The sequence below is a fragment of the Aneurinibacillus thermoaerophilus genome (assembly GCF_019603355.1).
In the GTDB taxonomy this organism is placed as follows: Bacteria; Bacillota; Bacilli; order Aneurinibacillales; family Aneurinibacillaceae; genus Aneurinibacillus; species Aneurinibacillus thermoaerophilus.
Map to the genome: position 1 here is coordinate 2,387,957 of NZ_CP080764.1, position 22,949 is coordinate 2,410,905.

Genomic DNA, 22,949 nt, shown 5'->3' on the forward strand with positions numbered 1-22,949 from the left:
CCTACACGTTCCCTACCTACACCTCCATATATCTGTAGTAATAATGTTGCCGTAGTTGGCTGCGTTTATAACCGCATAGCTCAAACAATCTCTTCCTGCTTACCCTTCCAGCTCCTGCTTGACTTCCTCAGCCTGCGCCAGCATTTCACGGGCATTGTCTTTCGTTGTCTCAGTTACCTGAGCGCCGCCGAGCATGCGAGCAAGTTCTACCACCCGCTCCTCGTACGACAGCGGATTGACTTTCGTCTCCGTTTCTTTCTCATTCATATGTTTCTCGATGCGCAGATGCGTATCAGCCATGCTTGCCACCTGTGGCAGATGTGTAATCGACAATACCTGACGTTTGCGGGAAACCCGCATCAATTTTTCCGCAATCGCCTGTGCGGCCCGCCCGCTTACTCCTGTATCTACCTCGTCAAAAATCATCGTATCCGTGCTCTCCGCATCGGCAAGAATCGTTTTCATCGCCAGCATAATACGGGACAATTCGCCGCCGGAGGCAATTTTGCTGACCGGTCGGAGCGGTTCGCCCGGATTCGGCGCAATCAGAAACTCGACGGTGTCGATCCCCTTGCTCGTCACACGAAAACGGTTACCGTTCACATCAAGTCCACGCTCATCTTCCTGCTGCCGAACGGCGATTTTAAACTGGGCACGGCTCATGTGCAGGTCTTTCAGTTCCTGCTCAATCGCCACGGCAAGTTTTTCTGCGATTTGCTTGCGAATTTGCGAAAGTTCTTGGGCCTCAACCGCTAAATCAAGAGCGACTTCCTTTAGCTTCTTTTGCAGTTCCTCAATGCGCGTCTCCCGATTTTCCATGCTGTCGAGTTCATCTTCAATGGAAGCACCGTATTCCAAAATTTCATCCACCGAAAGGCCGTATTTCCGCTTCAAACGATTGATTTCATCCAGCCTGCTCTCAATCTGTGTGAGGCGCTCCGGGTCGAATTCAATAGTATCGCGGTACGCGCGTATGAGTCGTGCTGCCTCTTCAATCTGGTAAAATGCGCTTTCTAACATTTGATGTGTTTCCCTTAGTTCTTCATCGTATTCAAGAATGGTTTCTAGATGGCTAACCGCATTCCCCACCCAGTCAATGCCACGCTGTTCTCCAATAAGGGAACGATACGCGTCTTCGAGACTATACACAAGCTTTTCGCCACCCGAAAGCTTTTTCTTCTCCTTCATAAGCTCTTCGTCTTCACCTGGCTTCAAGTTAGCGGATACAATCTCCTGTAATTGAAACCGAAGCATGTCCATTCGCTGTACCATTTCCCGTTCATTAGTGGATATATAATCCAATTCGGAACGGAGTTGCTGATACTGCGCGTACAGCTTAGAAAATTCACGAAAGGCGGGAACGATTCTCTCGTCACCAAATGCATCCAGCCAGTCAATATGCCGCTCACCCTGCATAAGCGATTGATGTTCGTGCTGGCCATGAATATTGATCAGCCACGGAGCCACTTCTCTAAGCATGGATAGAGTTACAAGCCGACCGTTCACCCGACATACCGTCTTGCCCGTACTCGCCAATTCACGGCGAATAATCAGCGTATTGTCTTCCACATCAATCCCCATCTCCTTGAGCATGCCAAGCACCGGGGCATCTGCTTCGAATTCGAACAGTCCTTCAATTTCCGCTTTTTTGCATCCGTAGCGAACATATTCAGAAGAGCCGCGTCCACCAAGAAGCATGCTGATGGCGTCAATCAAAATCGATTTCCCTGCTCCCGTTTCTCCGGTTAAAATCGTAAGGCCTCGTCCAAACGAAATGGAGACCTCTTTAATTACGGCAAAGTTGCGAATGTTTAATTCCAGAAGCATTAAACAGTCCCCCTCCGCCTGTTTACAGCATGTTAAGAAAACGCTGCGACATCTCGCCTGCCGCTTCTTTTGTCCGGCAAATAATTAGAATCGTGTCATCGCCGCAAATCGTACCTAAAATCTCGGACCATTCCAAGTTGTCAATCAACGCGCCGATCGCATGTGCGTTGCCCGGCATCGTCTTCATCACAAGCAGATTATCCGCCTGATCGATGCTGACAAAGCTGTCAATCAGGGTTCGCTTCAATTTATGATGGGGGTTAAAACGCTGATCAGCAGGCAAAGAGTATTTATAACGCCCATCGTTTGTCGGCACTTTCACCAGATGCAATTCTTTAATATCGCGTGAGACTGTAGCCTGTGTTACATTAAATCCTGCTTCACACAACAAATAAACCAATTCGTCCTGCGTCTCTACATCATTCCGAGCAATAATTTCTCTGATTTTAATATGTCGTTGACCTTTGTTCATATTCTTTCCTCCGGTACTGCTTTCTTTCATGTTATCCGTTCTCCCTTTGAAGTTTTTTTCGCACAACTTCGAAAAAGCTTCGCTCTTTCCATTTAATTAGCGGAGTAATGTAAGGTGAGCGGCAAATGACAATTTCATCATTAATCTTAAGCGGATATCCAAGCTGGCCGTCGATCGTTAAGCCAATATCATTATGAGTCGCATCAACTACCACATGAATTTCTTCGTTAGCTGGCAGTACAAGCGGACGGGCTGTCAGCGAATGTGGCGCCACTGGCGTTAACAAAATAACATTGATATACGGTACCACAATTGGCCCTCCTGCCGACAAGGAATAGGCGGTTGAACCCGTAGGAGTAGAAATAATGAGCCCGTCGCCGTTGTAGGTACCTACATATAAATCATCAACGTACACGCTGCATTTAATCATTCGACCGAAGCTTCCCTTTGCAATGCCAACATCATTCAGCGCAACGGATTGGTGAACCCGTTCCCCGTTACGGAATACCTCCGTTTGCAGCATCATCCTCTCTTCCACACAGTATTCACCGCTTAAGATGCGATCCACCGCACGTGGCAAATCGTCTGGCTCTGATTCAGAAAGAAAGCCAAGGTGCCCAAGATTAATCCCGAGAATCGGAATGGAATACGGAGCGATTTCGCGGGCTAAGCCGATCAATGTGCCGTCTCCGCCCAATACGAACACAATATCTACTTTTTCATGAAACTGTTCAAGCGGTAAAGATAAATCCTGCCGTCCAATATGGGCAGCAACCACATGGTCTATATATACGCCCGCTTTTTTCCCCTCCAGCAGGCGGACAAGCGCTTCGGCTACAAGCCAAGCATTGTGCTTATCTTTGTTCATTACGATGCCTATTGCCGTCACAAACAACACCTCGATTACGTAGGGTGATACTGCCTGCTCTCTTATTATACATGGTTTTATTTCCGAGTGCATAAAAATGCAAAAAAGCAGGAATCCTCTTTCAAGGCTCCTGCTTTTTACCTTTCTATTTAGAAAGCGGCATGCGCTTCTCGCACGATACGAGCAATATCTTCCGTATGGTCTTCCGGCACCACCGGCCCTTCTGTCCATTCCAAATATAGCAAAAACTCAATGTTGCCCTGGCCACCCGTAATTGGAGAAAATGATAGACCGCGCACCCGAAAGCCAAGCTGCTCGCTAAACCTCATCATTGTGGTGAGCACTTCCCTGTGCACAGCCGCATCACGAACGACACCATGCCTTCCAACTTGTTCGCGCCCTGCTTCAAACTGTGGCTTAACCAATGCTAGCACGCTGGCACCCGGATCTAGGAAATCTTTGAGGACAGGCAAAATCAACCGCAACGAAATAAAAGAAACATCAATCATGGCGAACTGGATACGCTCGCCTTCCCATTCGTCCGCTTTCAAATAACGAAAATTGGTCCGCTCCATCACGACTACTTTTTCGTTCTGACGCAACGACCAATCAAGCTGCCCATAACCTACATCAATCGCGTACACAAGACGTGCACCGTGCTGAAGTGCACAGTCGGTAAATCCACCAGTGGAAGCACCAATATCCATTACCACCGCATCCGTTACATCAATGCCGAATGTTTTGAGCGCTTTCTCAAGCTTTAATCCGCCACGGCTGACGTAAGGATGAACATGTCCTTTAACCGTAATCGACTTATCGACTTCCACTTTCACCCCTGGTTTGTCACAGCGTTCTTGCCCCACAAAGACAAGGCCTGCCATAATGGCGGCCCTTGCTTTTTCTCGGCTCGGGAAATAACCTTCCTGCACCAAGCGTACATCAATTCTTTCTTTTTTGTTCATTGACTACGCCCTCTGCCTCCTTGCCGGCCAAAGCGAACGAACCTTATGTGCTACCTTTTCAGAAGTTAAGCCTACCTCAGCGCGCTGTTCCTTCACACTGCCGTGTTCCACATAGTAATCCGGGATGCCCATTAATTCGACCGTTATATGATGATAACCGGCCTGCGCGTAACATTCGAGTACGGCGCTGCCGAAGCCGCCGTGCACCGCCCCCTCCTCAAGCGTCACAATCGTATAGCCGTCCCGCGCCAACATGAAAAGCAATTCCTCATCCAACGGTTTGGCGAACCGGGCATTGACCACCATCGGATTCATTCCTTCCGCCATCAGCATGTCCGCAGCTTTTTGCGCGATAGGCACCATGTTCCCAAATGCCAAAATCGCCACATGCACTCCTGGACGCAAAATTTCTGCTTTACCGATCGGAAGAAGCTTGAACTCTCCATCTAACGGCACCCCTTCTCCGCTACCGCGCGGATAACGGACAGCAATCGGACCGCCATCATACATAAGCGCCGTGTACAGCATATGCTGCAATTCATTCTCGTCCTTCGGCATCATAATTGTCATATTAGGCAGGCTGCGCATATATGCGATATCAAATACACCCTGATGTGTTTCCCCGTCCGCGCCGACCAAACCAGCTCGGTCAATGGCAAACGTCACATTCAGGTTCTGGCGGCATACATCGTGCACAAGCTGATCGTACCCACGCTGCAAAAATGTAGAATATACAGCAAACACCGGCTTTAACCCCTGCGTCGCAATTCCCGCCGCCATCGTTGTCGCATGTTGCTCTGCAATTCCGACATCAAAAAAGCGTTCGGGATATTTCTGCGCAAAGTGATCAAGACCTGTACCGTTAGGCATCGCTGCTGTAATTGCTACGATGCGGGAATCTTTTTCGGCCAGTTTTTCAATTGTACGTGCGAAAATACTTGTGTAACTCGGCGGGCCTTCACTTTTCAACACTTCACCGCTCTCGATCTTATACATACCCACACCATGAAATGCGTATGAGTCGAGCTCAGCCGGGGCATATCCTTTCCCCTTCTTAGTAATAACATGAACGAGTACAGGGCCTTTTGTGTGAGACGCCTGACGCAAAGCTTCCATCAACGCAGGCAAATTATGCCCGTCCACCGGTCCCAGATATGTAAAGCCCAGCTCTTCAAAAAGAATGCCGGACACGACTACATATTTCAGACCATCTTTAAGCCGCTCGACCAGCTTGGCCATTTTGCCGCCAACTGCCGGTATTTTCTTCAGCAATTGTTCAATCTCTTCCTTAGCGCGTCTGTAATTATGGTTCGTGCGCAGCTTTCCTAAGTGGTTGTGCATCGCCCCGACGTTCGGCGCGATGGACATTTCGTTATCATTCAATATAACAGTAACATCTCTGCCTTCGTGCCCCATATGATTCATCGCTTCCAACGCCATGCCGCCGGTTAGCGCACCGTCACCGATAATCGCAATGACCTTGTGCTTCTCACCTTTTAAATCGCGGGCGATTGCCATGCCCATCGCCGCGGAAAGCGAAGTGCTACTATGACCCGTCTCCCAAACATCATGTTCGCTCTCACTCCGCTTTGGATAACCGCATAATCCTTTATATTGGCGCAGCGTATCGAACCTTTCCATACGCCCTGTCAGCATTTTATGCACGTAAGCCTGATGCCCTACATCCCAAATGAGTTTATCTTTCGGGCTGTCAAAAATATAATGAAGCGCAAGCGTTAGTTCTACTACGCCAAGGTTCGGCGCCAAGTGTCCCCCGGTCACTGATAAATTTTCGATGAGAAACGCGCGAATCTCTTCCGCCAGTTCAGTTAGTTGAGATATATTTAATTTTTTTAAGTCTTGCGGGGAATTGATTGTAGATAACAAGGAAAACCCTCGCTTTCAACGTTTCATTCTAATTTTTCCATACATAGCACACATATCATACCTATTTTTTTATAAACGAATCAACAACATGGTATCACAAACGAACGATAAACTCCAATCTAAAAAAAAGGCCGCAGGTATAAACCTGCGGTCTGCGGTTTTTCTTTAATAGTCCCGTTCAATGATAAAGGCAGCTAAGGCGCGTAAAATACTATTATCTTCAAGAGCAGCTTCCACGAGCGCCAAATTTGCCTCTTCGATCAATTGTTTCAGGAGCGAGCGCGATTTCTCCATTCCGATAAGCGCAGGGTATGTTGATTTTTTGCGCTTTTCGTCACTGCCTACAGGCTTGCCCATTTTCGTTTCATCGCCCGTCACATCAAGAATATCGTCCTGAATTTGAAACGCAAGTCCGATATTGTTCGCATAGCGGGTCAAAAGCGATAACTGTCTTTCCGAAGCCCCGGCAAGAATGGCACCCGCGCGCACGCAAAAGACAAGCAAATCGGCCGTTTTATGCTGATGAATATACCGGAGTTGCTCAGGCGTTAGCGGAATATCCTCACCTTCCATATCCGCACTCTGTCCACCCACCATACCTCTTGGGCCGGCGTAAGAAGCCAGCTCCCGTACAATGCGCAACACACGCCCTGATGGCGCACCCGCTTCTTCCGCACTGCACACCGTTTCAAAAGCGTACGTCAACAGCGCGTCGCCAGCGAGAATCGCTGTTGCCTCCCCATACACTTTATGGTTCGTCGGCTTTCCACGCCGAAAATCATCGTTGTCCATCGCAGGCAAATCATCATGAATCAAAGAGTATGTATGCACCATCTCCACGGCACAGGCGACCGGAATCCCTGCATCAATCGACTTACCGAACGCTTCGAGCGTCGCAAGCACCAGCACCGGACGCAGGCGCTTTCCTCCTGCAAGCAATGAATACGCCATCGCCTGACGCAGTGTTTCCGGAATCTCCGGCGTTTCGATCAAATCCGCCAGCCGTTTCCCGACAAGATCGGCTTTGGTTTTCATATAGTCATGTAGCAGCGCCTGGTTCACTCGCCGTCTCCCTCCAATCGAAACGGAACCGCAATTTGCTCCCCTTCCTGCTCCAGCAACATTTCGATTTTTTGCTCCACATCCTCCAATTTCCGGCTGCACAGACGGGAAAGCTCCATTCCTTCCTGAAACAACGCGATCGCTCTTTCAAGCGGCACCTCTCCTGCTTCTAACTGCTGCACAACGTTTTCCAATTGTTTCATCGCTTCCTCAAATGACATATCCGCCGCTTTCTTGCTCATGACAAATCCTCCTTATGCTTATCCTCTACCTTGCACTGCAGCACCCCGTCAGACAAACGAACGGCCACCTGTTCGCCTGTTGTTGCTTCATTCACACTCTTTATCAATCTTCTCCCGTCTTCTTTAAATACAAGGGAATACCCGCGCCGCATCACCTTGAGCGGGCTTAACGCGTCCAGCCTGGCCAGCTGACGGTCAAGACGCTGTGTCTGCTCGCGCAACAAAACCTGCATCACCCTTTGTAACCGCTGCCACTGGCTTTCCGCGCGTTCTCGGGCGCGCTTGGCCGCTGCAACCGGACTCCGGGAAAGCAGGCGGCTATGCATCTCCTTCCACTCAGCGCGCTTTTGCATTCCGTATTGTCTGACGGCTCGCACCAGCCGTTCCTGCAATCGGTCTAATTCCTGTTCACACTGCATTACGCGCCGGTCAGGCTGACGTAGTACATACGAATTCCGAACCCGTTCCAAGCGCTCACGAAAGCGGTCGACTTTATAGCGAAGCGATACAGCCATCCTTTCCTTAAGCGTTTCAAGCTGACGATGCAATTCCTGAAGATGCGGCACCGCAAGCTCTGCGGCAGCGGTCGGTGTAGCCGCCCGCACATCCGCCGCAAAATCGGCAATCGTAAAATCCGTCTCATGCCCCACTGCAGAAATAATCGGAATCTGTGAACGGAAAATGCTTCGGGCTACCGCTTCCTCGTTAAATGCCCATAACTCTTCGATGGAACCGCCACCGCGCCCAACAATCAGCACATCAATATCGTGCCTTTTATTCATTTCATCTATGGCGCGGCATATGGACGGTACCGCATGCTCTCCCTGCACTTCTACCGGATAAAGCAGCACGTGCGCCACCGGATAACGGCGCCGGATCGTCGTAATAATGTCACGCACCGCAGCACCCGTGGGGGAAGTAATGATGCCAACTTTCGTCGGATAAAGCGGAAGAGGCTTTTTGTGCTTCGCATCAAACATCCCTTCTGTTTCCAACTTTTGTTTCAATTGCTCATACGCCATATACAGGCTGCCAATGCCGTCCGGTTGCATTTCTTTGGCGTACAATTGGTATTGTCCATCCCTCTCATACACAGAAACAGAACCTCGGATAAGCACCCGGGTTCCGTTTTTAGGAACAAACTTAAGATACCGGTTGTACCCGGCAAACATAACTCCTTTGATTCTGCATTCTTCATCTTTCACTGTAAAATACATATGGCCACGGGAATGGTGGACAAAATTGGACAACTCTCCCCGCACCCATACGTTTTGCAGCACTTCATCAAAATCAAACGTATCTTTAATGTAGCGTGTCAAATCTTTTACCGAAAAAATTTGCCGGGTATCCCCCACTGTTATCTTCCTTCCGTATCCTATTGCTTTTGCATGGTACGTGCAAGCTTCTTGGCCGCATCTACCGTGTTTTTCATCAGCATCGTAATCGTCATCGGCCCTACGCCACCTGGAACAGGTGTCAAGAAGCTTGCCACGTCCTTCACCGACTCGAAGTGAACGTCACCGACCAGTTTGCCAACCTCATTGCGATTCACACCCACATCAATAACGACTGCGCCGGGTTTCACATGCTCAGCACGAATGAGTTCCGCCCGGCCGACCGCGACGACGAGAATATCCGCCTGTCGCGTAATGGACGCGAGATCCTGCGTCCGTGAATGGGCGATCGTAACCGTTGCGTTTTCCTGCAATAATAACATAGCTACCGGTTTGCCGACAATATTGCTGCGGCCGATAACAACCGCATGCTTGCCTTCCATCTCGCGCCCGGAACGCTTAATCAATTCAATGATACCGTGTGGCGTACATGGAAGATAACACTCATCCCCAATCAGCATATTTCCTACGTTGACAGGTGTGAAGCCGTCCACGTCTTTCTCCGGACTGATGGCGTCAATGACCGCCTTTTCGGAAATATGTTTCGGCAACGGCAGTTGAACCAAAATCCCGTGAATGTTCGGGTTTTTGTTATATCCTTCGATCATTTTAAGCAATTCTTCTTGCGTTATGGAAGCTTCGCGGCGGATAACTTCCGAATAAATACCAATTTCCTGGCACGCCTTTTCTTTCCCTTTTACGTACGAATGGGATGCAGGATCGTCCCCGATTAAGATAACCGCAAGTCCCGGATGAATTCCCTGCTCTTTCAGTTGCGTAACTTCTTCTCTCAGCGCGGCGCGGATTTCCGCAGCCACTTCTTTGCCGCTGATAATCTGTGCTGACATTTTGCAAATCCTCCCGTCCAATTAGAAATGAGACAAAAGCTCAGCTTTTTGCTCTCTTCCTAAAGTGTAACGAATTGGGAGAAAGAAAGCAAAGGAAATTACGAAATATTCATCTAAAATTTAAAAAAATGTTCGTTTTTATTATGTAACTTCCATTTCGCCAGGCCGATCCGGGCTACGCCGAACGCGTTGTCCCCCGCGTACGCCGGATCGGCAAAATAAAGACGCGCCTTTATCGCTGGGTGTTCAAGCCGCTTGGTAAGGCGATTACGGATGTATGCATTTGCTGAAACTCCCCCGACAATCAAAATATCTTTCGGGTATCCGTCTTCCACCGCCTTGCGTAACACTTTTTCAAGCGTAATCGCCACGCACTTCTCCGCCGCGCGAGCGATATGGGATGCAGGCACCCCCTGCCGAACCGCGCGCATAAGCGCCGCCTCAGGCCCCGAAAAGCTAAACGTATAGCCGGTTACCGAAGACGGAACAAAAAAGCCCTCCCCTTCTGCTTCTTGCGCCATTTCTTCCAAGTATGGCCCTGCTGGAAATGGAAGGCCAAGCGCCACGCCAATCCGGTCGATCAACTGTCCCGCATGCAAATCTTGTGTGCCGCCGATGCATTCAATGTCATATCCTCCTGGAAGACGGGTACAACTTAGCACTTCGCTCGTCCCCCCCGACAGATGCACAGCAAGAAACTTTTCAGCGGAAATCGGCTCTGCCAGCGTATATTCTCCTGCTGCGATATGTCCTTCCTGGTGCGAAGTATAATACAATGGAACATGATAAAAGTGTGCCATCATCTCCGCCGCCATCTGGCCAGCCAGAAATACCGGCATATAGCTGCCTTCCACCGGACGGGGGGAACGGCTGACAGCAATCGCCACCACCCGGCACCCTTCCGTATTCATCCTGCGAGCCAATTCCGGCAAACGCTTCACATGCTGGAACAGCGCCTCTGACTGTTTAAGCCCCCTCTCTCCTGCTTCCACGGACAGCAGTTCTTTTTGCTCGGCGACAATCCGGCCTTGCATATCTACAAGACAAAGCGACGTACGATAGTTGCTCGTATCTACTCCAAGCACAACATCCATCAGCTACAACCCTTTTTGCTCGCTTCTTTCCAAGTCTTTCACTAGGCTGGACAGCACGCCGTTGATAAACTTCGGAGAGTCATCCGTTCCGTATCGTTTGGCTAATTCAATCGCCTCATTCAATGTTACCTTTATTGGGATGTCATCGCGGTACATCATTTCGTAACCGGCGAGGCGCAAAATCGCGCGATCCACGTTTGCCAAGCGTCCAATGGTCCATCCGCGCAAATACTGGCTAATTTTCCGATCGATTTCAGCCTGATGGGCTATGGTGCCTTCTACCAGATCAGTTAGAAAGTCAATGTTTCGCTCCTTCTGTTCGGCTTGTCCCTCGTCTTCCTCAAGCAAATTTTCTAGTACCTGTTTTGGTTCTGCCTGTGTCATATCAACTGAGAACAATACTTGTACCGCTTTTTCGCGGGATGTGCGTCGATTCATCTGTTACCACCTTTTAAATAAGTATTAAAAAAGCTGTAAGAGCGATTATACACCCAGTCAAAGTTATATAGCATATGTTTGCCTGCATGACAAATAACCATTCTCTGAGTGTATCAAATCCTTACTATGTTGGAAATACCTTGGTGTTCTTTTTTCATGGCATCAAAAAGCGCCAAATCCCGCACATACGAAATTTGACGCTTTTTTCTGTAATCTATAAGCTTGAAACTTAACTTCGTCCGGAGGGCATGGCTAACGCTTCGTAAACCTTCCCGGAAGAATGCGATCAAGCACTTCGCCTATATCTTCTTCATTGTCAAATTTGCGGCCAAAATAAAAGCCCGTTGCCACAAATACAGCGAATATAAGCGTCTTGAAAAAACCTACCCATAAAAACAGCAGTCCGAAAATAAACCCTGCTGCCAAGCCAAACACTTTTCCCCGGTTTTCGAGAATAAACTGCCAGAACATAGGCTCCCCTCTATTCTACGCGTCGAACGCGCGCTCCGCTCCCGGGCTGCGCCACTTCAGACACAAGCACCGTCACCTTGGAAATTCCGAGGCCGGCGATTGTTTCCACGCGCTCTTTAATGGTTTGCTGCACTTGTTCTACAAGGCCGGGAATTGGTGTTTCCCCATCCACCGCTACTTTGACATGAATGGAAGTCCGATTTTCTTCGGCGCGAACATGCGCCTTCAAATCGCGGATGCCCCGTATATGACGCGCCGCATTCATAGCAATGCTTTCAATCGTATCTAGCGTAATCTGCACGTCCCCGTATTCTGTTGGGTTGTGCACGGAAGCAGGTGTTCGCACTCGACCCTCACCGCGCACGCTCGTGAACAGAAATTTCAAGCTGATTAAAAGGAAGATAGCTGCCGCGGCGAAATAGGCAAGCCCCACTTCGGACGAAGAATAAATTTCATTAATTGTGTCTGTGATATAATCAGACGAAATGAGATTCAGGCCCGCCGCCATGACAAACAACGAAATGACAACAAGCGCAAGACTGTATAACGTCAAAATAAAACGGTCAAATAAATTCACAGGCGCCCTCCTAGCAACGAAATCTTACACAAAATCCGCCTATCGAACTCGGTGAACTTCTTCGGTGCCAGGTGCTTTTTTCTCTTTCTCCTGCTTTAGCTGAACATCGACAATATGCACATTTACCTGCGTGACCACAAGACCCGTCATATTCTGAATGGACTCGCGCACATTTTCTTGTACTTTGTATGCCACATCCGGAATCTGCTGTCCGTATTCTACAATGATATAAAGATCAATGGTTGCCTCTTTTTCTTTAATGTCAACCCGTACTCCACGGCTGCTCTTGCGCCCCAGACGTTCAACAAAGTCGCTAACGATACCGCTGCTCAATCCCGCGACTCCAGGCACTTCAGCGCTTGCCATGTGGGCAATGACCTCAATAACTTCAGGCGCGATTTCGATTTTCCCTAACTCCAATTGTGAAAATTCGATACCAGTATCCAAAAATAACACCTCCTCCAAAGTGCGCTTCTTTGCTTATTATAGCAAACGTATACCAAAGAATACAATTTGCGCCTTTTGAAGAAGGTATCGGATCTAGTCATTATTCTTTGATTTTTAGGTCGTATGTCTCCAGAAATTTTGTATTAAAGTTCCCTTCCACGAACATTTCATGCTCAAGCAGCTTAAGATGGAACGGTACGGTTGTATGCACACCTTCGATCACCATCTCGGACAATGCCCGCTTCATGCGCTGAATCGCATCGTTTCTATCTTTGCCCCAGGTGATAATTTTTGCCACCATCGAATCATAAAATGGCGTAATCTGATATCCTTGATACACTGCGCTGTCCACGCGTACGCCAAAACCGCCCGGCGGCAAATAAAACTTGATGGTTCCCGGAGAAGGCATAAATTTCTTGGCAGGATTTTCTGCGTTAATACGGCATTCTATTGCCCAACCGTTAATTTTAACATCTTCCTGTTTGAAAGACAGAGGGTATCCCGCGGCCACCATAATCTGCTCTTTAATCAGATCAATACCGGTAATAAGCTCTGTTACCGGATGTTCTACCTGAATGCGCGTATTCATTTCCATGAAGTAGAATCGACCATCTTTGTCCAGCAGAAACTCGACTGTGCCGGCACCATGATAATTGACAGCTTTCGCTGCCGCTACCGCTGCGCTTCCCATCTGTTGGCGCGTTTCTTCGTCCAATGCCGGGGATGGCGCCTCTTCAACAAGTTTTTGGTGACGGCGCTGAATAGAGCAATCACGCTCCCCTAAATGGCATACATTTCCATGTTTATCCGCCATAATCTGAATCTCGATATGGCGTGTATCTTCTAAATATTTTTCAAGATATACGCCCGGATTTCCGAACGCACTTTTTGCTTCCTGTTGTGCCTGGCGAACGGACGCGATCAATTCTTCTTTGGAACGTGCCACGCGCATGCCTTTTCCTCCGCCACCTGCCGTCGCCTTAATAATCACCGGATAGCCGGCCTCCTCAGCGACGCGAACCGCCTCCTCGATATCTTCAATTAACCCGTCAGAACCTGGAACAATCGGAACGCCGGCGTTTTTCATCGTCTCACGCGCAACGTTTTTGTCTCCCATCTTTACAATCGCCTGCGGATCAGGGCCGATAAACGTAATATTGCATGCGGCACAAATTTCAGCAAAATCCGCGTTTTCCGCAAGAAACCCATAGCCAGGATGAATTGCGTCTACGCCAGCTTTCGTCGCAACGCTCATTAAATTCGTCATATTTAAATAACTGTCTTTAGACGCGGTCGGTCCTATGCAATACGCTTCATCAGCCAAACGCACATGCAGCGCATCTTTATCCGCCGTTGAATATACGGCAACCGTCTGAATTCCCAATTCATGACAGGCTCGAATGACACGGACAGCAATCTCTCCACGGTTTGCGATCAAAACTTTCTTAAACATGGAAGCCCTCCTTTATTCCGGCTTCACGAGGAAGAGAGGTTGTCCATATTCTACAAGCTGACCGTCCTCTACCAACACTTTCACGATTTCGCCCGTCACTTCAGCTTCAATCTCGTTGAACAATTTCATTGCTTCCACGATACATACGATCGTATCATTTTTTACTTTGTCGCCTACCTGCACATACGGAGACGCACCCGGCTCCGGCGCTTTGTAGAACGTACCTACCATCGGCGATGTGATTTTGTGCAAACCAGTATCATCAACTGGTTCTGCCGCGACCGGAGCTGTCTGAGAAGCTGGCGCTGGAGCCTCCTCGGTTTTCGGGGCCGGAACAGGAGGAACAGCTTGCGGCGCTGGAGCTGGTACTTCCTGAGGTGCAGGAACAGCTTGTGGCGCCGATTCGACCGCTACATAGGAAACGCTTGCAGAACCACCTTTCTTAATAACAACTTTCATTCCGTCCTCTTCCACTTTAAATTCGGTGATAGAGGACTGATCCACCAGTTTGATGATTTCTCTAATTTCATGAATTTTGAACATAATTTGTCCACTCCTAACTTAATATATGCTCTATGTATGTAAAAACGCTATCATGTATTATATCACAAAGCAATCCTCTTGTTACCATTTTACTGAATTATTTATCAATTTTTGTGTGTTTTTCTCCGGATCATTCTCTTGGCAAAACTACCTGCGCGCAAAACGCCAGGCGGCTCCTTCCCATTACGTTGGACATTTCCTAAGGAGCGCAGGCCTGGCTTTCTGCGCGCTCGTATTTTACCCTATGGCTTGTAACTAACCACAATATTGTTTCCTGGCACCTTCATATGTTGCTTTACAACATTAATAATTTCGACTACTTTGTCCTTTTTCAATGTTTCAGCTTGCACAACAACACGAACCATGTCGTCTTTAGCGATAACAACGACGTCTTTAAAGCTGCCGAGAGACTTCACAAGCTCTTCTACCTGAGTCTGATTATCCTTGAGCGCGGCTAACTCTTCTAATTTTTTCTTCGCCTCAGCAATGGCTTTCGGGTTCGCGTCGCCGTTCGTCATCACTTCCATAAACCGACCCATCTCCTGTTCCTGCTGAGCATCGCGCTGCATTTTATATCCGATGAAATAGTCATCCGAAGGTGTAGTGACCGGCATACCTTCCGGCTTGGGCGCCACTTGTTTCGTCTCTACACTTACCCCTTTCATATCTGTCTTAACATCGGTCGCCAGCGAAGATTGAGGCGCCTTGGATGTATCGCTCATGTTGCCGGTCGCCACCTGAACCTGCCCGGAAGAACCCTGCACCAGATAATAAGCAGATAACACGACAAGAACGGCAAGCATTGACAGTAACCATACCGTTTGTTTTTTCAACACCATGCTTCAGCCTCCTTAAGCTTTTTTTGGTAAAATGGAGATTTTATAGGAAGGAACAGCAAGAACTTTTTGTACCGCCTCCATAATCCATGCCTTTACCTGTAGATTTTCCGCTCCGGCGGCAACGATAACGACGCCGCGCACTTTCGGTTTTACCGTTTTCGTAACGATCGGCTGTTCGCCGGCATCATCCTTCATTGTTACGACTTGCTCCTGGGTCGATTCATTGTTGATATCGCGAGTAGCACCTTTGTCAGCTTCTCTTGTCGTTTGTGTCTGGCTATTCCGATTTTTCTCTACGACGATTTCCTCTGTTGATTCCAAATTGACCATCACAGATACTTCTCCAACGCCGGTAATGTTCTGCAATACTTCTTTGAGCTTCTTCTCATACATCTCTTCGTATTCACCCATCGTGTATGATTCACGCTTTTGCTGTATGAACGCTGGTGCCTCTTGCTGTGCCGGCGGAGAATCATGATTCGTCTTCTGTTTATCAAGCTCCAGAAATGAACTGGACAGCAGGAATGCAACGCCTAATGCGCCTGCAACTACAAGCCACTGCAACGTACCCAGCTTTCCTTTTCCGTCTTTGCTCACTTTATCCCTCCTCTCCGGTGTTTCGCCAGGTTACGAGCACCGTGCTTTCAGGAACATTCCACGCATTTGAAATCGTGGTCGTAATGCTTTTTTCCATATGCGATTGTTCAGTGGTTGCAGCAACCGGTTTATCATTTGTGGAAGAGTTCGGCTTAGCCCCTAGCGAGATATCGATTTTTACAGGCTTCATCGGCTCGATACCAAGCCCTTGTTCCTGTGTACCCGTTTCCCTGGGCTTATCCAACGCTACGATGATAGAGATGCGTTCGATTGGCTGCTTTGCTTTTTGTCCGTCTGGATGCACATGCACATCCACCGTTTCTACCTTCACTCCGTGCTGGGCCTCAATCTGCTTTTTGATGAGTGCGCCGATCTGTTGCTCTACATAACGATTCGCCTGTTCATCATTGTCTGCTGCTAATCTTTTGGCCAACGCTTCGATTCTGGCAAAGTCGGGCGCTCCTTTCCCGGCTTCCCCTGCGGTAAACGACAGTTGTGTCAGCGAAATATCCTTATGAAATAAGTCAAGAATAGGCGACAGCAAAGCTAGCAAGATAATTAGACCCATTGCTAATTTTACGTACTTGCTGTACGCGCTGCTTGGAAGAAGCAAATCAAGAAACGTAGCCAAAAGCACAAGAAGAATGAGTTTTTTCAGCCAAAGAACAAGCATCGCCATCATCTGTGTTTCCCCCTTACCGCATCATAACCGAAACGTTAGCCGCCGAAATTATGATCATGATCGCCAGAAAAAACATTAGGCTGACCGTCGCCAACGCTCCGAAGATGTAAAGCAAGTTCTTTCCGATGATGCCAAGGCAAGATAACACCGGACTGTTGCCAAGCGGCTGCATCACCGCCGAAGATAAGTGATAAATGAGAGCAAGCATTAAAATTTTTAAGCTTGGAAACGCGACAAGGAAAAGCAGAATAAGCACGCCGGCTATCCCCACCGTATTTTTGACGAGCAGCGATGCGCCCACTACGGTATCCGCCGCATCCGCAAACACCCGGCCAACTACCGGAATAAAATTTCCAGCAACATATTTGGCGGTGCGAATGGCGATCCCATCAGCAACCGCCGCCGTCGCACCCTGCAATGAAAGCACGGCGAGAAAAATCGTTAGAAAACTTCCCATCACCCCCAGGCTCACCGTCCGCAACAACTGCGCAAGCTTCGTCAATTGATACTTGACGGAAAACGAGCTTACAATGCTTAAAATCGCCGAAAGAAACAGAAGTGGAAACACAATAGTGGAAATAAGCGTGCCGCTTGTATTCACCAAAAATACAACCATCGGATGGAATAAAGCCGCCGAAGTGATCCCTCCTGTCGATGCCAGAAGCACAAGTACAAGCGGCATAAGCGCCAGCATGAATCCTACCATATCTTGGATGGCGCCCTGAGCAAAATCAACCGCCACCCGGAAGCTATTGACTGCAAGAATGATTAGTACCATATAGGAAATCGCGTACGCGACCATGCTGACTGTATTTTTTTCAAATGCGGTTTGCAACGTTTCCAACACCATCGCGAACACGGTAATAATGAGAATAGCCCCAAGCAGCTTGCCGTTGATCAGCAATTCATGAAACAAAAATGCCCCCAATCCTTTCATCACTTCGGTAAAACTAAATCCTTTCTCTCCTGTCACCATTTCAAACAGGCTCCGGCCGTCGCTTTCTGGCAGATATCCGCCGTATTTTTCGAGCACCTTTTGCCAGAATGCCTCAATTTCTTTCGTGTCGAGCCGCTCCAGCTGACTTTGGACAATCGTGTCCTGCGGCGACGATACCGGGGACGTGGCTTCCGCCGCGTGTACGGGTCGCCACAAAAGCAACGAAAACAGCAGCAATGCCATGTAAAAACCAAACCGCGACCGTTTCTGTTTCATTCTTTCTCACAACCTTTTTATGACGGAAGTAGCTGGACAATCGTTTCGACAATGACGGAAAGAATCGGAATCGCCAGCACCATAATCAGAATTTTGCCGGCCAATTCAATTTTCGATGCGATCGCGCCCTGGCCAGCATCCCTCGTAACCTGCGCTCCGAATTCAGCGATATAAGCAATGCCGATAATTTTTAGAACCGTATCCAGATAAACAATGTTTACATGAGCCTGCATCGCGATCCCTTCCAGCACCCGGATAACATCAGAAATTTTGCCGATAAGAAACAGAAAAATAACAACCCCGGTAAATGTTGCAAGAATAAACGAAAACATCGGCTTCTGTTCCTTAACCACAAGGCTCAAAATGGTGGCGACAATTCCCAGCCCGACAATCTGGATAATATCCATGCGATCGTCCCCTTACTGGAATAAGAAAACTCGTTTAATTTCCTGAAACAGATCGTTAATAAATGAAGCTACCATAAATAATACGACAATGAACCCGATCAGCGTGACCCATTGCGCCCAATCATCCTTGCCTGACTGTTTCAGCACGGTATGAATCATAGCGATGATAATTCCGATGCCGGCAATCTGAAAAATGGCGTTCACGTCATATGCCATGTCCTCCACCTCTCAATAGAGTAAAATGACGATCAAAATCCCACTCAACACCCCCAAGCTCCGGCACATTTTTTCGTAGCGCCTCTGATTATCCCGGGCGTTCATTTCTTCATGTTCCAGATTGGCGAGCGCAAGTTTAAGATGTTTCTGCTGATCCTCACGATCGCTCTGACCAAGAACGGAGCCAAGCTGCAACAAAATCTCTTTCTCCGGTTCCTTCATGGCTGTATCTCTCCATACATACTGCACGGCTTGGTGCCAGCACTCACTCGCCGCTAAATCCGGCTCTTCCGCACTCAATTCCGCCGCGCGCGCGAACAAGCGGGCGACATCTCCCGTCAAGCGGCGCGAAATGGAAGCAAGCGCCTCCAGCAACGGACGAGAGCCGTACACGATCTCGGTCTCCAACAATGTTAGTCCGGCACGCAGCTGGCGAATTTGCAACGGGCGGTGGGCCAAATAGCTCCCCAGTTGCATACCAATAAACGTCCCGGCGAAAATAACAAGCGAAGCGCCAATCAGTTTAAGCATTTTTCTCACCTCCGGCACTCGGTGAAATGCTCATTATACACACCTGCTACCGTTCCCACTTTCGGACGTCGGGAAAGCACAAGATAACGCTGAAAGACGCCCGCTTGCAAAATCCGAGAAAGCGTAGGACGCCGCATAATATCTTTTAAATCGCGACCATGCACGCTTGCGATGACCGTAATCCCGGCATGTATCGCCTCCTCAAGCGCGTATCCATCTTCTGGACGCCCGATTTCGTCTGTAATCAACACTTCAGGCGACATCGAACGAATCATCATCATCATGCCTTCCGCCTTCGGACAAGCATCCAGTACATCCGTGCGCGGGCCGACGTCTTTTTGTGGTACACCAGCCACACACCCGGCAATTTCGGAACGTTCGTCCACAATGGACACCTTTTTTCCAGCCATTTCTTTTGAGCCATAGCTTATCTGTCGGGCCAAATCGCGAAGTAAGGTTGTCTTGCCGCACTGGGGCGGGGAAATAACGAGCGTGTTTTTTAACTGTCCCCCTTCTACCAGAAGCGGCAGCACACCATCCGCCACCCCTCTTTTTTCACGGGCAAACCGGATGTTAAAGCTGGTAACGTCCCGAATAAGTTTCACTCTCCCGTTTTCCAGCACCACTTTTCCAGATAGCCCTACCCTGTGTCCACCCTGGACGGTGATATAGCCGCGCCGCATTTCTTCCTCCATCATGTAAACTGAATGATGACTCAATCTGCTTAACAGTTGCATACCCTCTTCTTTCGTAAACGTTAGCGCTTCCTCGGCCCGTCTTGTGCCTCCTCCCTGCCCGCTTATAAACCAGGAGGCACCTCCCCCCACATATTCAATGGGGCGGCCTACGCGCAGCCGAATCTCTTCCATTTGTTCTATGTCCTGCCACGAAAGATTCTTAAGCTTTACACGCAAGCTGTCGGGCAACATGCGAAGAACCTCTTCCATCACCTGACTCTCCCCTTTGTCCTATCTACTTATCACATTCATATGGGAAGCCTGGACACTTTATGCCTAAGAAGATAGAGTTGGAAATGAAATGAAGGACAAATAAGAGTACCTGCGCCCTGTTTCGGGCACACTATGCATGCTTGCAGAAAAGGGAGGTGTTTACACATGCCTCATCTCAATATCCAAAACGTACCGCTCTATTACGAAGAAGAAGGAAGGGGATTTCCCGTGGTCTTCCTCCACGGAATGGGTCTTTCCCACGCGAATTGGCGCGGGCAAATTCAGCATTTCTCCAAAAAGTTCCGCGTTATCACATACGATATGCGCGGTCATGGACGCAGCGGGATTTCGCACAGGCAAGCGCCAGAAACGTATCTTGAGGTGTTAAGCCGTGATTTGCAGCTGATGCTCGAACATTTAGGCATCCAAAAAGCCCATTTCGTCGCATATTCAACTGGAACCCTGGTGCTGCTTCACTTTTTGCGCGATTTTAGCCATATGTGCGAACGTGCTGTCCTAACCGGAGCCTTTCCATGCTTAAGCGATGCCTATATGTATACGAAAGTTGGAGCCTCCTACTTACTTACACTGCTTCACGCTTCTCGATACGAAGCGCGCAAAGTGGCTCAGGCTAACGGAGCAACCAGCCGACAAGTTGATCTATTCATGAATGAAGCATTAAAAGCGCGTCGTTCGGAAATGCTTGTGCTTTTACGCGCGCTCGTTACATGTAATCTGACTTCGTTTCTGCCAAAGGTAAACATTCCGACATTATTGATTTACGGGGGGAATGAATGGTACATGAGGAAATATCGGCATATGATGCTTACTTCATTACCCCAAGCCGAGGTCTGCCTTATCCCCAAGACATCGCACGCTTGCCCGACAAAAGCGTGTCAAGTATTCAACATGCTTGTGGAAGATTTTCTGACTGGAGAGGGAATGCAATGCGGAAAAACCGTGGAGTAGAATTGCCAGCTCAAAATACGCGGAATACCGCACCGCCCGGTAGGGTGCTGTTCGCTTTAAGCCTTGTACCGCTTATTATGGTACTCGGTAATTCTATGCTCATTCCCGTATTGCCCGCCATAGCAAACGAGTATGACTTAAGCGCTCTGGAAAGCGGCTTGTTAATCACGCTGTTTTCTGTGCCAGCCGGCATGATCATTCCACTAGCAGGCCTTTTATCCGATCGGATAGGAAGAAAAAAAATTATTCTTACGGCACTGGCGCTTTATGGCACGGGCGGCCTTATTGCCGGAGGTTCGGCGCTATTTTTTGCCGAGCCATATCCCTGGATTATAGCCGGGCGTATCATCCAAGGAATTGGCGCAGCGGGAACGGCCCCCATTGCCATGGCGCTTATCGGCGATTTGTATCCGCCCGAACATCGCGGCCAAGCGTTCGGCATTATCGAATCAGCGAATGGGCTCGGAAAAGTACTAAGTCCAATTCTCGGTTCGCTTCTGGCACTTATCGCCTGGTATATGATTTTCTTCGCATTTCCATTCATGATTGCACCTGTGCTCTGGGCGATCGCGCGCTGGGTCGATGAAAAAAAACCGGAGGCCCAGCCTTCGCCTGCACAATATAAACAAGACATACTGCGCATTTTTCAAAAACAGGGCCGCTGGCTTACTCTGAGTTTTTTGCTTGGGGCTGGCCACATGTTTTTTCTGTTCGGAGCTCTATTCTTTCTCGCAGAAATGCTTGATACACGCACAACTTTCTCCGGCATCGTGCGCGGCCTGTATCTTGCGCTTCCGCTTCTTTCGCTGACTCTCGTTTCCGCCTGGGCAGGAAACGCGATCGAACGCCATCCATCCACCATTAAAATGTTCCTTATTTTAGGTACCTGTCTTTTAGGAAGCGTCTGCCTCCTGCTCCCGTTTATCGGGCAGCCATTTGTCGTAATCGCTTTGCTTTTTGTTTCCGGCATCGGCAGCGGATTGGTTTTACCTTCGCTCAATATCCTTATTACCTCCGCCGTCGGCAAGGCGGAGCGGGGTATTGTTACTTCGCTCTACAGCAGCGTACGCTTTCTTGGAATCGCGGCAGGTCCCGCGGCATTCGGCGCTTTACCTAGCCACCCGCTTTTACTGTTCTGGGGAACGGGAGGGGCCTGTTTTTTGCTTGCGCTGTTCGCAGCAAGACTGCTCCGCCGCCCGAGAAAAATCCAAAGCAAGCGAGGCCACTCCCGTCTGATTTTGCATACTTTGCCACAGGCTTCAGAAGATCCAGCATAAAAGAAAGAGCACCAGTACAATAGAATGCTGCCCAAAAGCAAAAGCCCACCGTTATAAACAGTGGGCTTTCTCTATGTTTCCGCTTACGCGCGGGATACGTATTCTCCTGTACGGGTATCGATAACCAGTTTGTCTCCTACGTTTACGAAGAACGGAACTTGTACCACAAGACCGGTTTGCATGGTAGCCGGTTTCGTACCCCCTGACGCTGTATCGCCTTTAATGCCCGGTTCCGTGTCCACAACTTCCAGTTCCACCGTATTCGGCACTTGCACACCGAGGATTTCACCTTCGAACATGACGATATTCACGATCATGTTTTCCAGCAAAAACTTCAGCTCATGCTCGATTTGGCTCGTTGGCAGACTGATTTGATCATATGTTTGCATATCCATAAATACGTGCTCATCGCCGGAAGCGTACAGATATTGCATTTCTTTCGTTTCGATTCTCGCCTTCGCTACTTTTTCGCCAGCGCGAAACGTCATTTCCTTAATGGAACCATTGCGCAGGTTGCGCAGCTTCGTGCGGACGAACGCAGCCCCTTTACCAGGTTTTACGTGTTGGAATTCAATAACAGAATAAATCGCTCCGTCATGCTCGATGGTGATGCCCGGGCGCAAGTCGTTTACTGAAATCATGCATAAACCTCCTACAAGCCAGTTATTTCTTGTTTCCTAACT

General features: G+C 48.8%; 27 protein-coding genes. 2 read left to right on the top strand and 25 right to left on the bottom strand.

Annotated features, from left to right (window positions below; genetic code table 11):
* Positions 1 to 99 precede the first annotated feature (99 nt).
* The 24 genes from recN to spoIIIAA form a co-directional block, all read right to left on the bottom strand.
* A complete protein-coding gene (gene recN / locus K3F53_RS12430) occupies positions 100 to 1,827 on the bottom strand; it encodes a DNA repair protein RecN (protein ID WP_057898262.1) in 1,728 nt (575 codons plus the stop codon).
* A gap of 22 nt (positions 1,828 to 1,849) precedes the next feature.
* Positions 1,850 to 2,299 (bottom strand): transcriptional regulator AhrC/ArgR, encoded by a 450-nt coding sequence (gene ahrC, locus K3F53_RS12435; protein WP_057900271.1) that lies wholly within the window; start codon positions 2,297 to 2,299, stop codon positions 1,850 to 1,852.
* Positions 2,300 to 2,330: 31 nt separating this feature from the next.
* A complete protein-coding gene (locus K3F53_RS12440) occupies positions 2,331 to 3,188 on the bottom strand; it encodes an NAD(+)/NADH kinase (protein WP_091259550.1) in 858 nt (285 codons plus the stop codon).
* Positions 3,189 to 3,316: 128 nt separating this feature from the next.
* On the bottom strand, positions 3,317 to 4,129 hold the full coding sequence (locus K3F53_RS12445) for a TlyA family RNA methyltransferase (RefSeq protein WP_220559018.1): 813 nt from the start codon (positions 4,127 to 4,129) through the stop codon (positions 3,317 to 3,319).
* 3 nt (positions 4,130 to 4,132) lie between these two features.
* Entirely contained in the window at positions 4,133 to 6,016 is a 1,884-nt protein-coding gene (gene dxs / locus K3F53_RS12450; protein ID WP_057898260.1) for a 1-deoxy-D-xylulose-5-phosphate synthase, read from the bottom strand.
* A gap of 165 nt (positions 6,017 to 6,181) precedes the next feature.
* The gene (locus K3F53_RS12455; protein ID WP_057898259.1) at positions 6,182 to 7,078 is read right to left on the bottom strand and encodes a polyprenyl synthetase family protein; all 897 of its coding nucleotides are present in this window, start codon (positions 7,076 to 7,078) and stop codon (positions 6,182 to 6,184) included.
* The gene (gene xseB, locus K3F53_RS12460; RefSeq protein WP_057898258.1) at positions 7,075 to 7,320 is read right to left on the bottom strand and encodes an exodeoxyribonuclease VII small subunit; all 246 of its coding nucleotides are present in this window, start codon (positions 7,318 to 7,320) and stop codon (positions 7,075 to 7,077) included. The genes K3F53_RS12455 and xseB overlap by 4 nt, the downstream gene beginning before the upstream one ends.
* Complete coding sequence (gene xseA / locus K3F53_RS12465) at positions 7,317 to 8,675, bottom strand: exodeoxyribonuclease VII large subunit (protein WP_057898257.1); 1,359 nt, start codon at positions 8,673 to 8,675, stop codon at positions 7,317 to 7,319. Before xseA ends, xseB begins: the two co-directional genes overlap by 4 nt.
* Positions 8,676 to 8,695: 20 nt before the next feature.
* Complete coding sequence (gene folD / locus K3F53_RS12470) at positions 8,696 to 9,562, bottom strand: bifunctional methylenetetrahydrofolate dehydrogenase/methenyltetrahydrofolate cyclohydrolase FolD (protein WP_057898256.1); 867 nt, start codon at positions 9,560 to 9,562, stop codon at positions 8,696 to 8,698.
* A gap of 113 nt (positions 9,563 to 9,675) precedes the next feature.
* Complete coding sequence (locus K3F53_RS12475) at positions 9,676 to 10,659, bottom strand: tRNA (adenosine(37)-N6)-threonylcarbamoyltransferase complex transferase subunit TsaD (protein ID WP_091261144.1); 984 nt, start codon at positions 10,657 to 10,659, stop codon at positions 9,676 to 9,678.
* A complete protein-coding gene (gene nusB / locus K3F53_RS12480; RefSeq protein WP_057898254.1) occupies positions 10,660 to 11,094 on the bottom strand; it encodes a transcription antitermination factor NusB in 435 nt (144 codons plus the stop codon).
* A 252-nt stretch (positions 11,095 to 11,346) separates the two neighbouring features.
* Positions 11,347 to 11,565, bottom strand: a complete 219-nt coding sequence (locus tag K3F53_RS12485) for a DUF2273 domain-containing protein (RefSeq protein WP_057898253.1) — start codon at positions 11,563 to 11,565, stop codon at positions 11,347 to 11,349.
* Positions 11,566 to 11,575: 10 nt separating this feature from the next.
* A complete protein-coding gene (gene amaP, locus K3F53_RS12490; RefSeq protein WP_057898252.1) occupies positions 11,576 to 12,142 on the bottom strand; it encodes an alkaline shock response membrane anchor protein AmaP in 567 nt (188 codons plus the stop codon).
* A gap of 39 nt (positions 12,143 to 12,181) precedes the next feature.
* Complete coding sequence (locus K3F53_RS12495; protein WP_057900269.1) at positions 12,182 to 12,598, bottom strand: Asp23/Gls24 family envelope stress response protein; 417 nt, start codon at positions 12,596 to 12,598, stop codon at positions 12,182 to 12,184.
* Between the two features lie 91 nt (positions 12,599 to 12,689).
* Complete coding sequence (gene accC, locus K3F53_RS12500) at positions 12,690 to 14,042, bottom strand: acetyl-CoA carboxylase biotin carboxylase subunit (RefSeq protein WP_057898251.1); 1,353 nt, start codon at positions 14,040 to 14,042, stop codon at positions 12,690 to 12,692.
* A gap of 12 nt (positions 14,043 to 14,054) precedes the next feature.
* A complete protein-coding gene (accB, locus tag K3F53_RS12505) occupies positions 14,055 to 14,585 on the bottom strand; it encodes an acetyl-CoA carboxylase biotin carboxyl carrier protein (RefSeq protein WP_057898250.1) in 531 nt (176 codons plus the stop codon).
* 242 nt (positions 14,586 to 14,827) lie between these two features.
* Entirely contained in the window at positions 14,828 to 15,424 is a 597-nt protein-coding gene (locus tag K3F53_RS12510; RefSeq protein WP_220559019.1) for a SpoIIIAH-like family protein, read from the bottom strand.
* Between the two features lie 12 nt (positions 15,425 to 15,436).
* Positions 15,437 to 16,021 carry a stage III sporulation protein AG gene (gene spoIIIAG, locus K3F53_RS12515; RefSeq protein WP_057898248.1) on the bottom strand — a complete coding sequence of 195 codons (585 nt, stop codon included), beginning with the start codon at positions 16,019 to 16,021 and terminating at the stop codon, positions 15,437 to 15,439.
* A gap of 1 nt (position 16,022) precedes the next feature.
* The gene (gene spoIIIAF, locus K3F53_RS12520; protein WP_057898247.1) at positions 16,023 to 16,703 is read right to left on the bottom strand and encodes a stage III sporulation protein AF; all 681 of its coding nucleotides are present in this window, start codon (positions 16,701 to 16,703) and stop codon (positions 16,023 to 16,025) included.
* A gap of 13 nt (positions 16,704 to 16,716) precedes the next feature.
* The gene (spoIIIAE, locus tag K3F53_RS12525) at positions 16,717 to 17,916 is read right to left on the bottom strand and encodes a stage III sporulation protein AE (RefSeq protein ID WP_236781980.1); all 1,200 of its coding nucleotides are present in this window, start codon (positions 17,914 to 17,916) and stop codon (positions 16,717 to 16,719) included.
* Positions 17,917 to 17,933: 17 nt separating this feature from the next.
* Positions 17,934 to 18,323, bottom strand: coding sequence for a stage III sporulation protein AD (spoIIIAD, locus tag K3F53_RS12530; protein WP_057898246.1), 390 nt, complete (start codon positions 18,321 to 18,323; stop codon positions 17,934 to 17,936).
* Between the two features lie 12 nt (positions 18,324 to 18,335).
* Positions 18,336 to 18,539, bottom strand: coding sequence for a stage III sporulation protein AC (gene spoIIIAC / locus K3F53_RS12535; RefSeq protein ID WP_057898245.1), 204 nt, complete (start codon positions 18,537 to 18,539; stop codon positions 18,336 to 18,338).
* A gap of 12 nt (positions 18,540 to 18,551) precedes the next feature.
* Complete coding sequence (spoIIIAB, locus tag K3F53_RS12540; protein WP_057898244.1) at positions 18,552 to 19,070, bottom strand: stage III sporulation protein SpoIIIAB; 519 nt, start codon at positions 19,068 to 19,070, stop codon at positions 18,552 to 18,554.
* Between the two features lie 5 nt (positions 19,071 to 19,075).
* A complete protein-coding gene (gene spoIIIAA / locus K3F53_RS12545; RefSeq protein ID WP_057898243.1) occupies positions 19,076 to 20,017 on the bottom strand; it encodes a stage III sporulation protein AA in 942 nt (313 codons plus the stop codon).
* Positions 20,018 to 20,185: 168 nt separating this feature from the next.
* On the opposite strand from spoIIIAA, the gene K3F53_RS12550 reads away from it, so the two are divergent.
* Positions 20,186 to 20,989, top strand: a complete 804-nt coding sequence (locus K3F53_RS12550) for an alpha/beta fold hydrolase (protein WP_057898242.1) — start codon at positions 20,186 to 20,188, stop codon at positions 20,987 to 20,989.
* Positions 20,968 to 22,266 (top strand): MFS transporter, encoded by a 1,299-nt coding sequence (locus K3F53_RS12555; protein WP_220559020.1) that lies wholly within the window; start codon positions 20,968 to 20,970, stop codon positions 22,264 to 22,266. Before K3F53_RS12550 ends, K3F53_RS12555 begins: the two co-directional genes overlap by 22 nt.
* Before the next feature lie 83 nt (positions 22,267 to 22,349).
* Here the strand turns inward: K3F53_RS12555 and efp are convergent, their stop codons facing one another.
* On the bottom strand, positions 22,350 to 22,907 hold the full coding sequence (efp, locus tag K3F53_RS12560) for an elongation factor P (protein WP_057898240.1): 558 nt from the start codon (positions 22,905 to 22,907) through the stop codon (positions 22,350 to 22,352).
* Between the last annotated feature and the right edge of the window lie 42 nt (positions 22,908 to 22,949).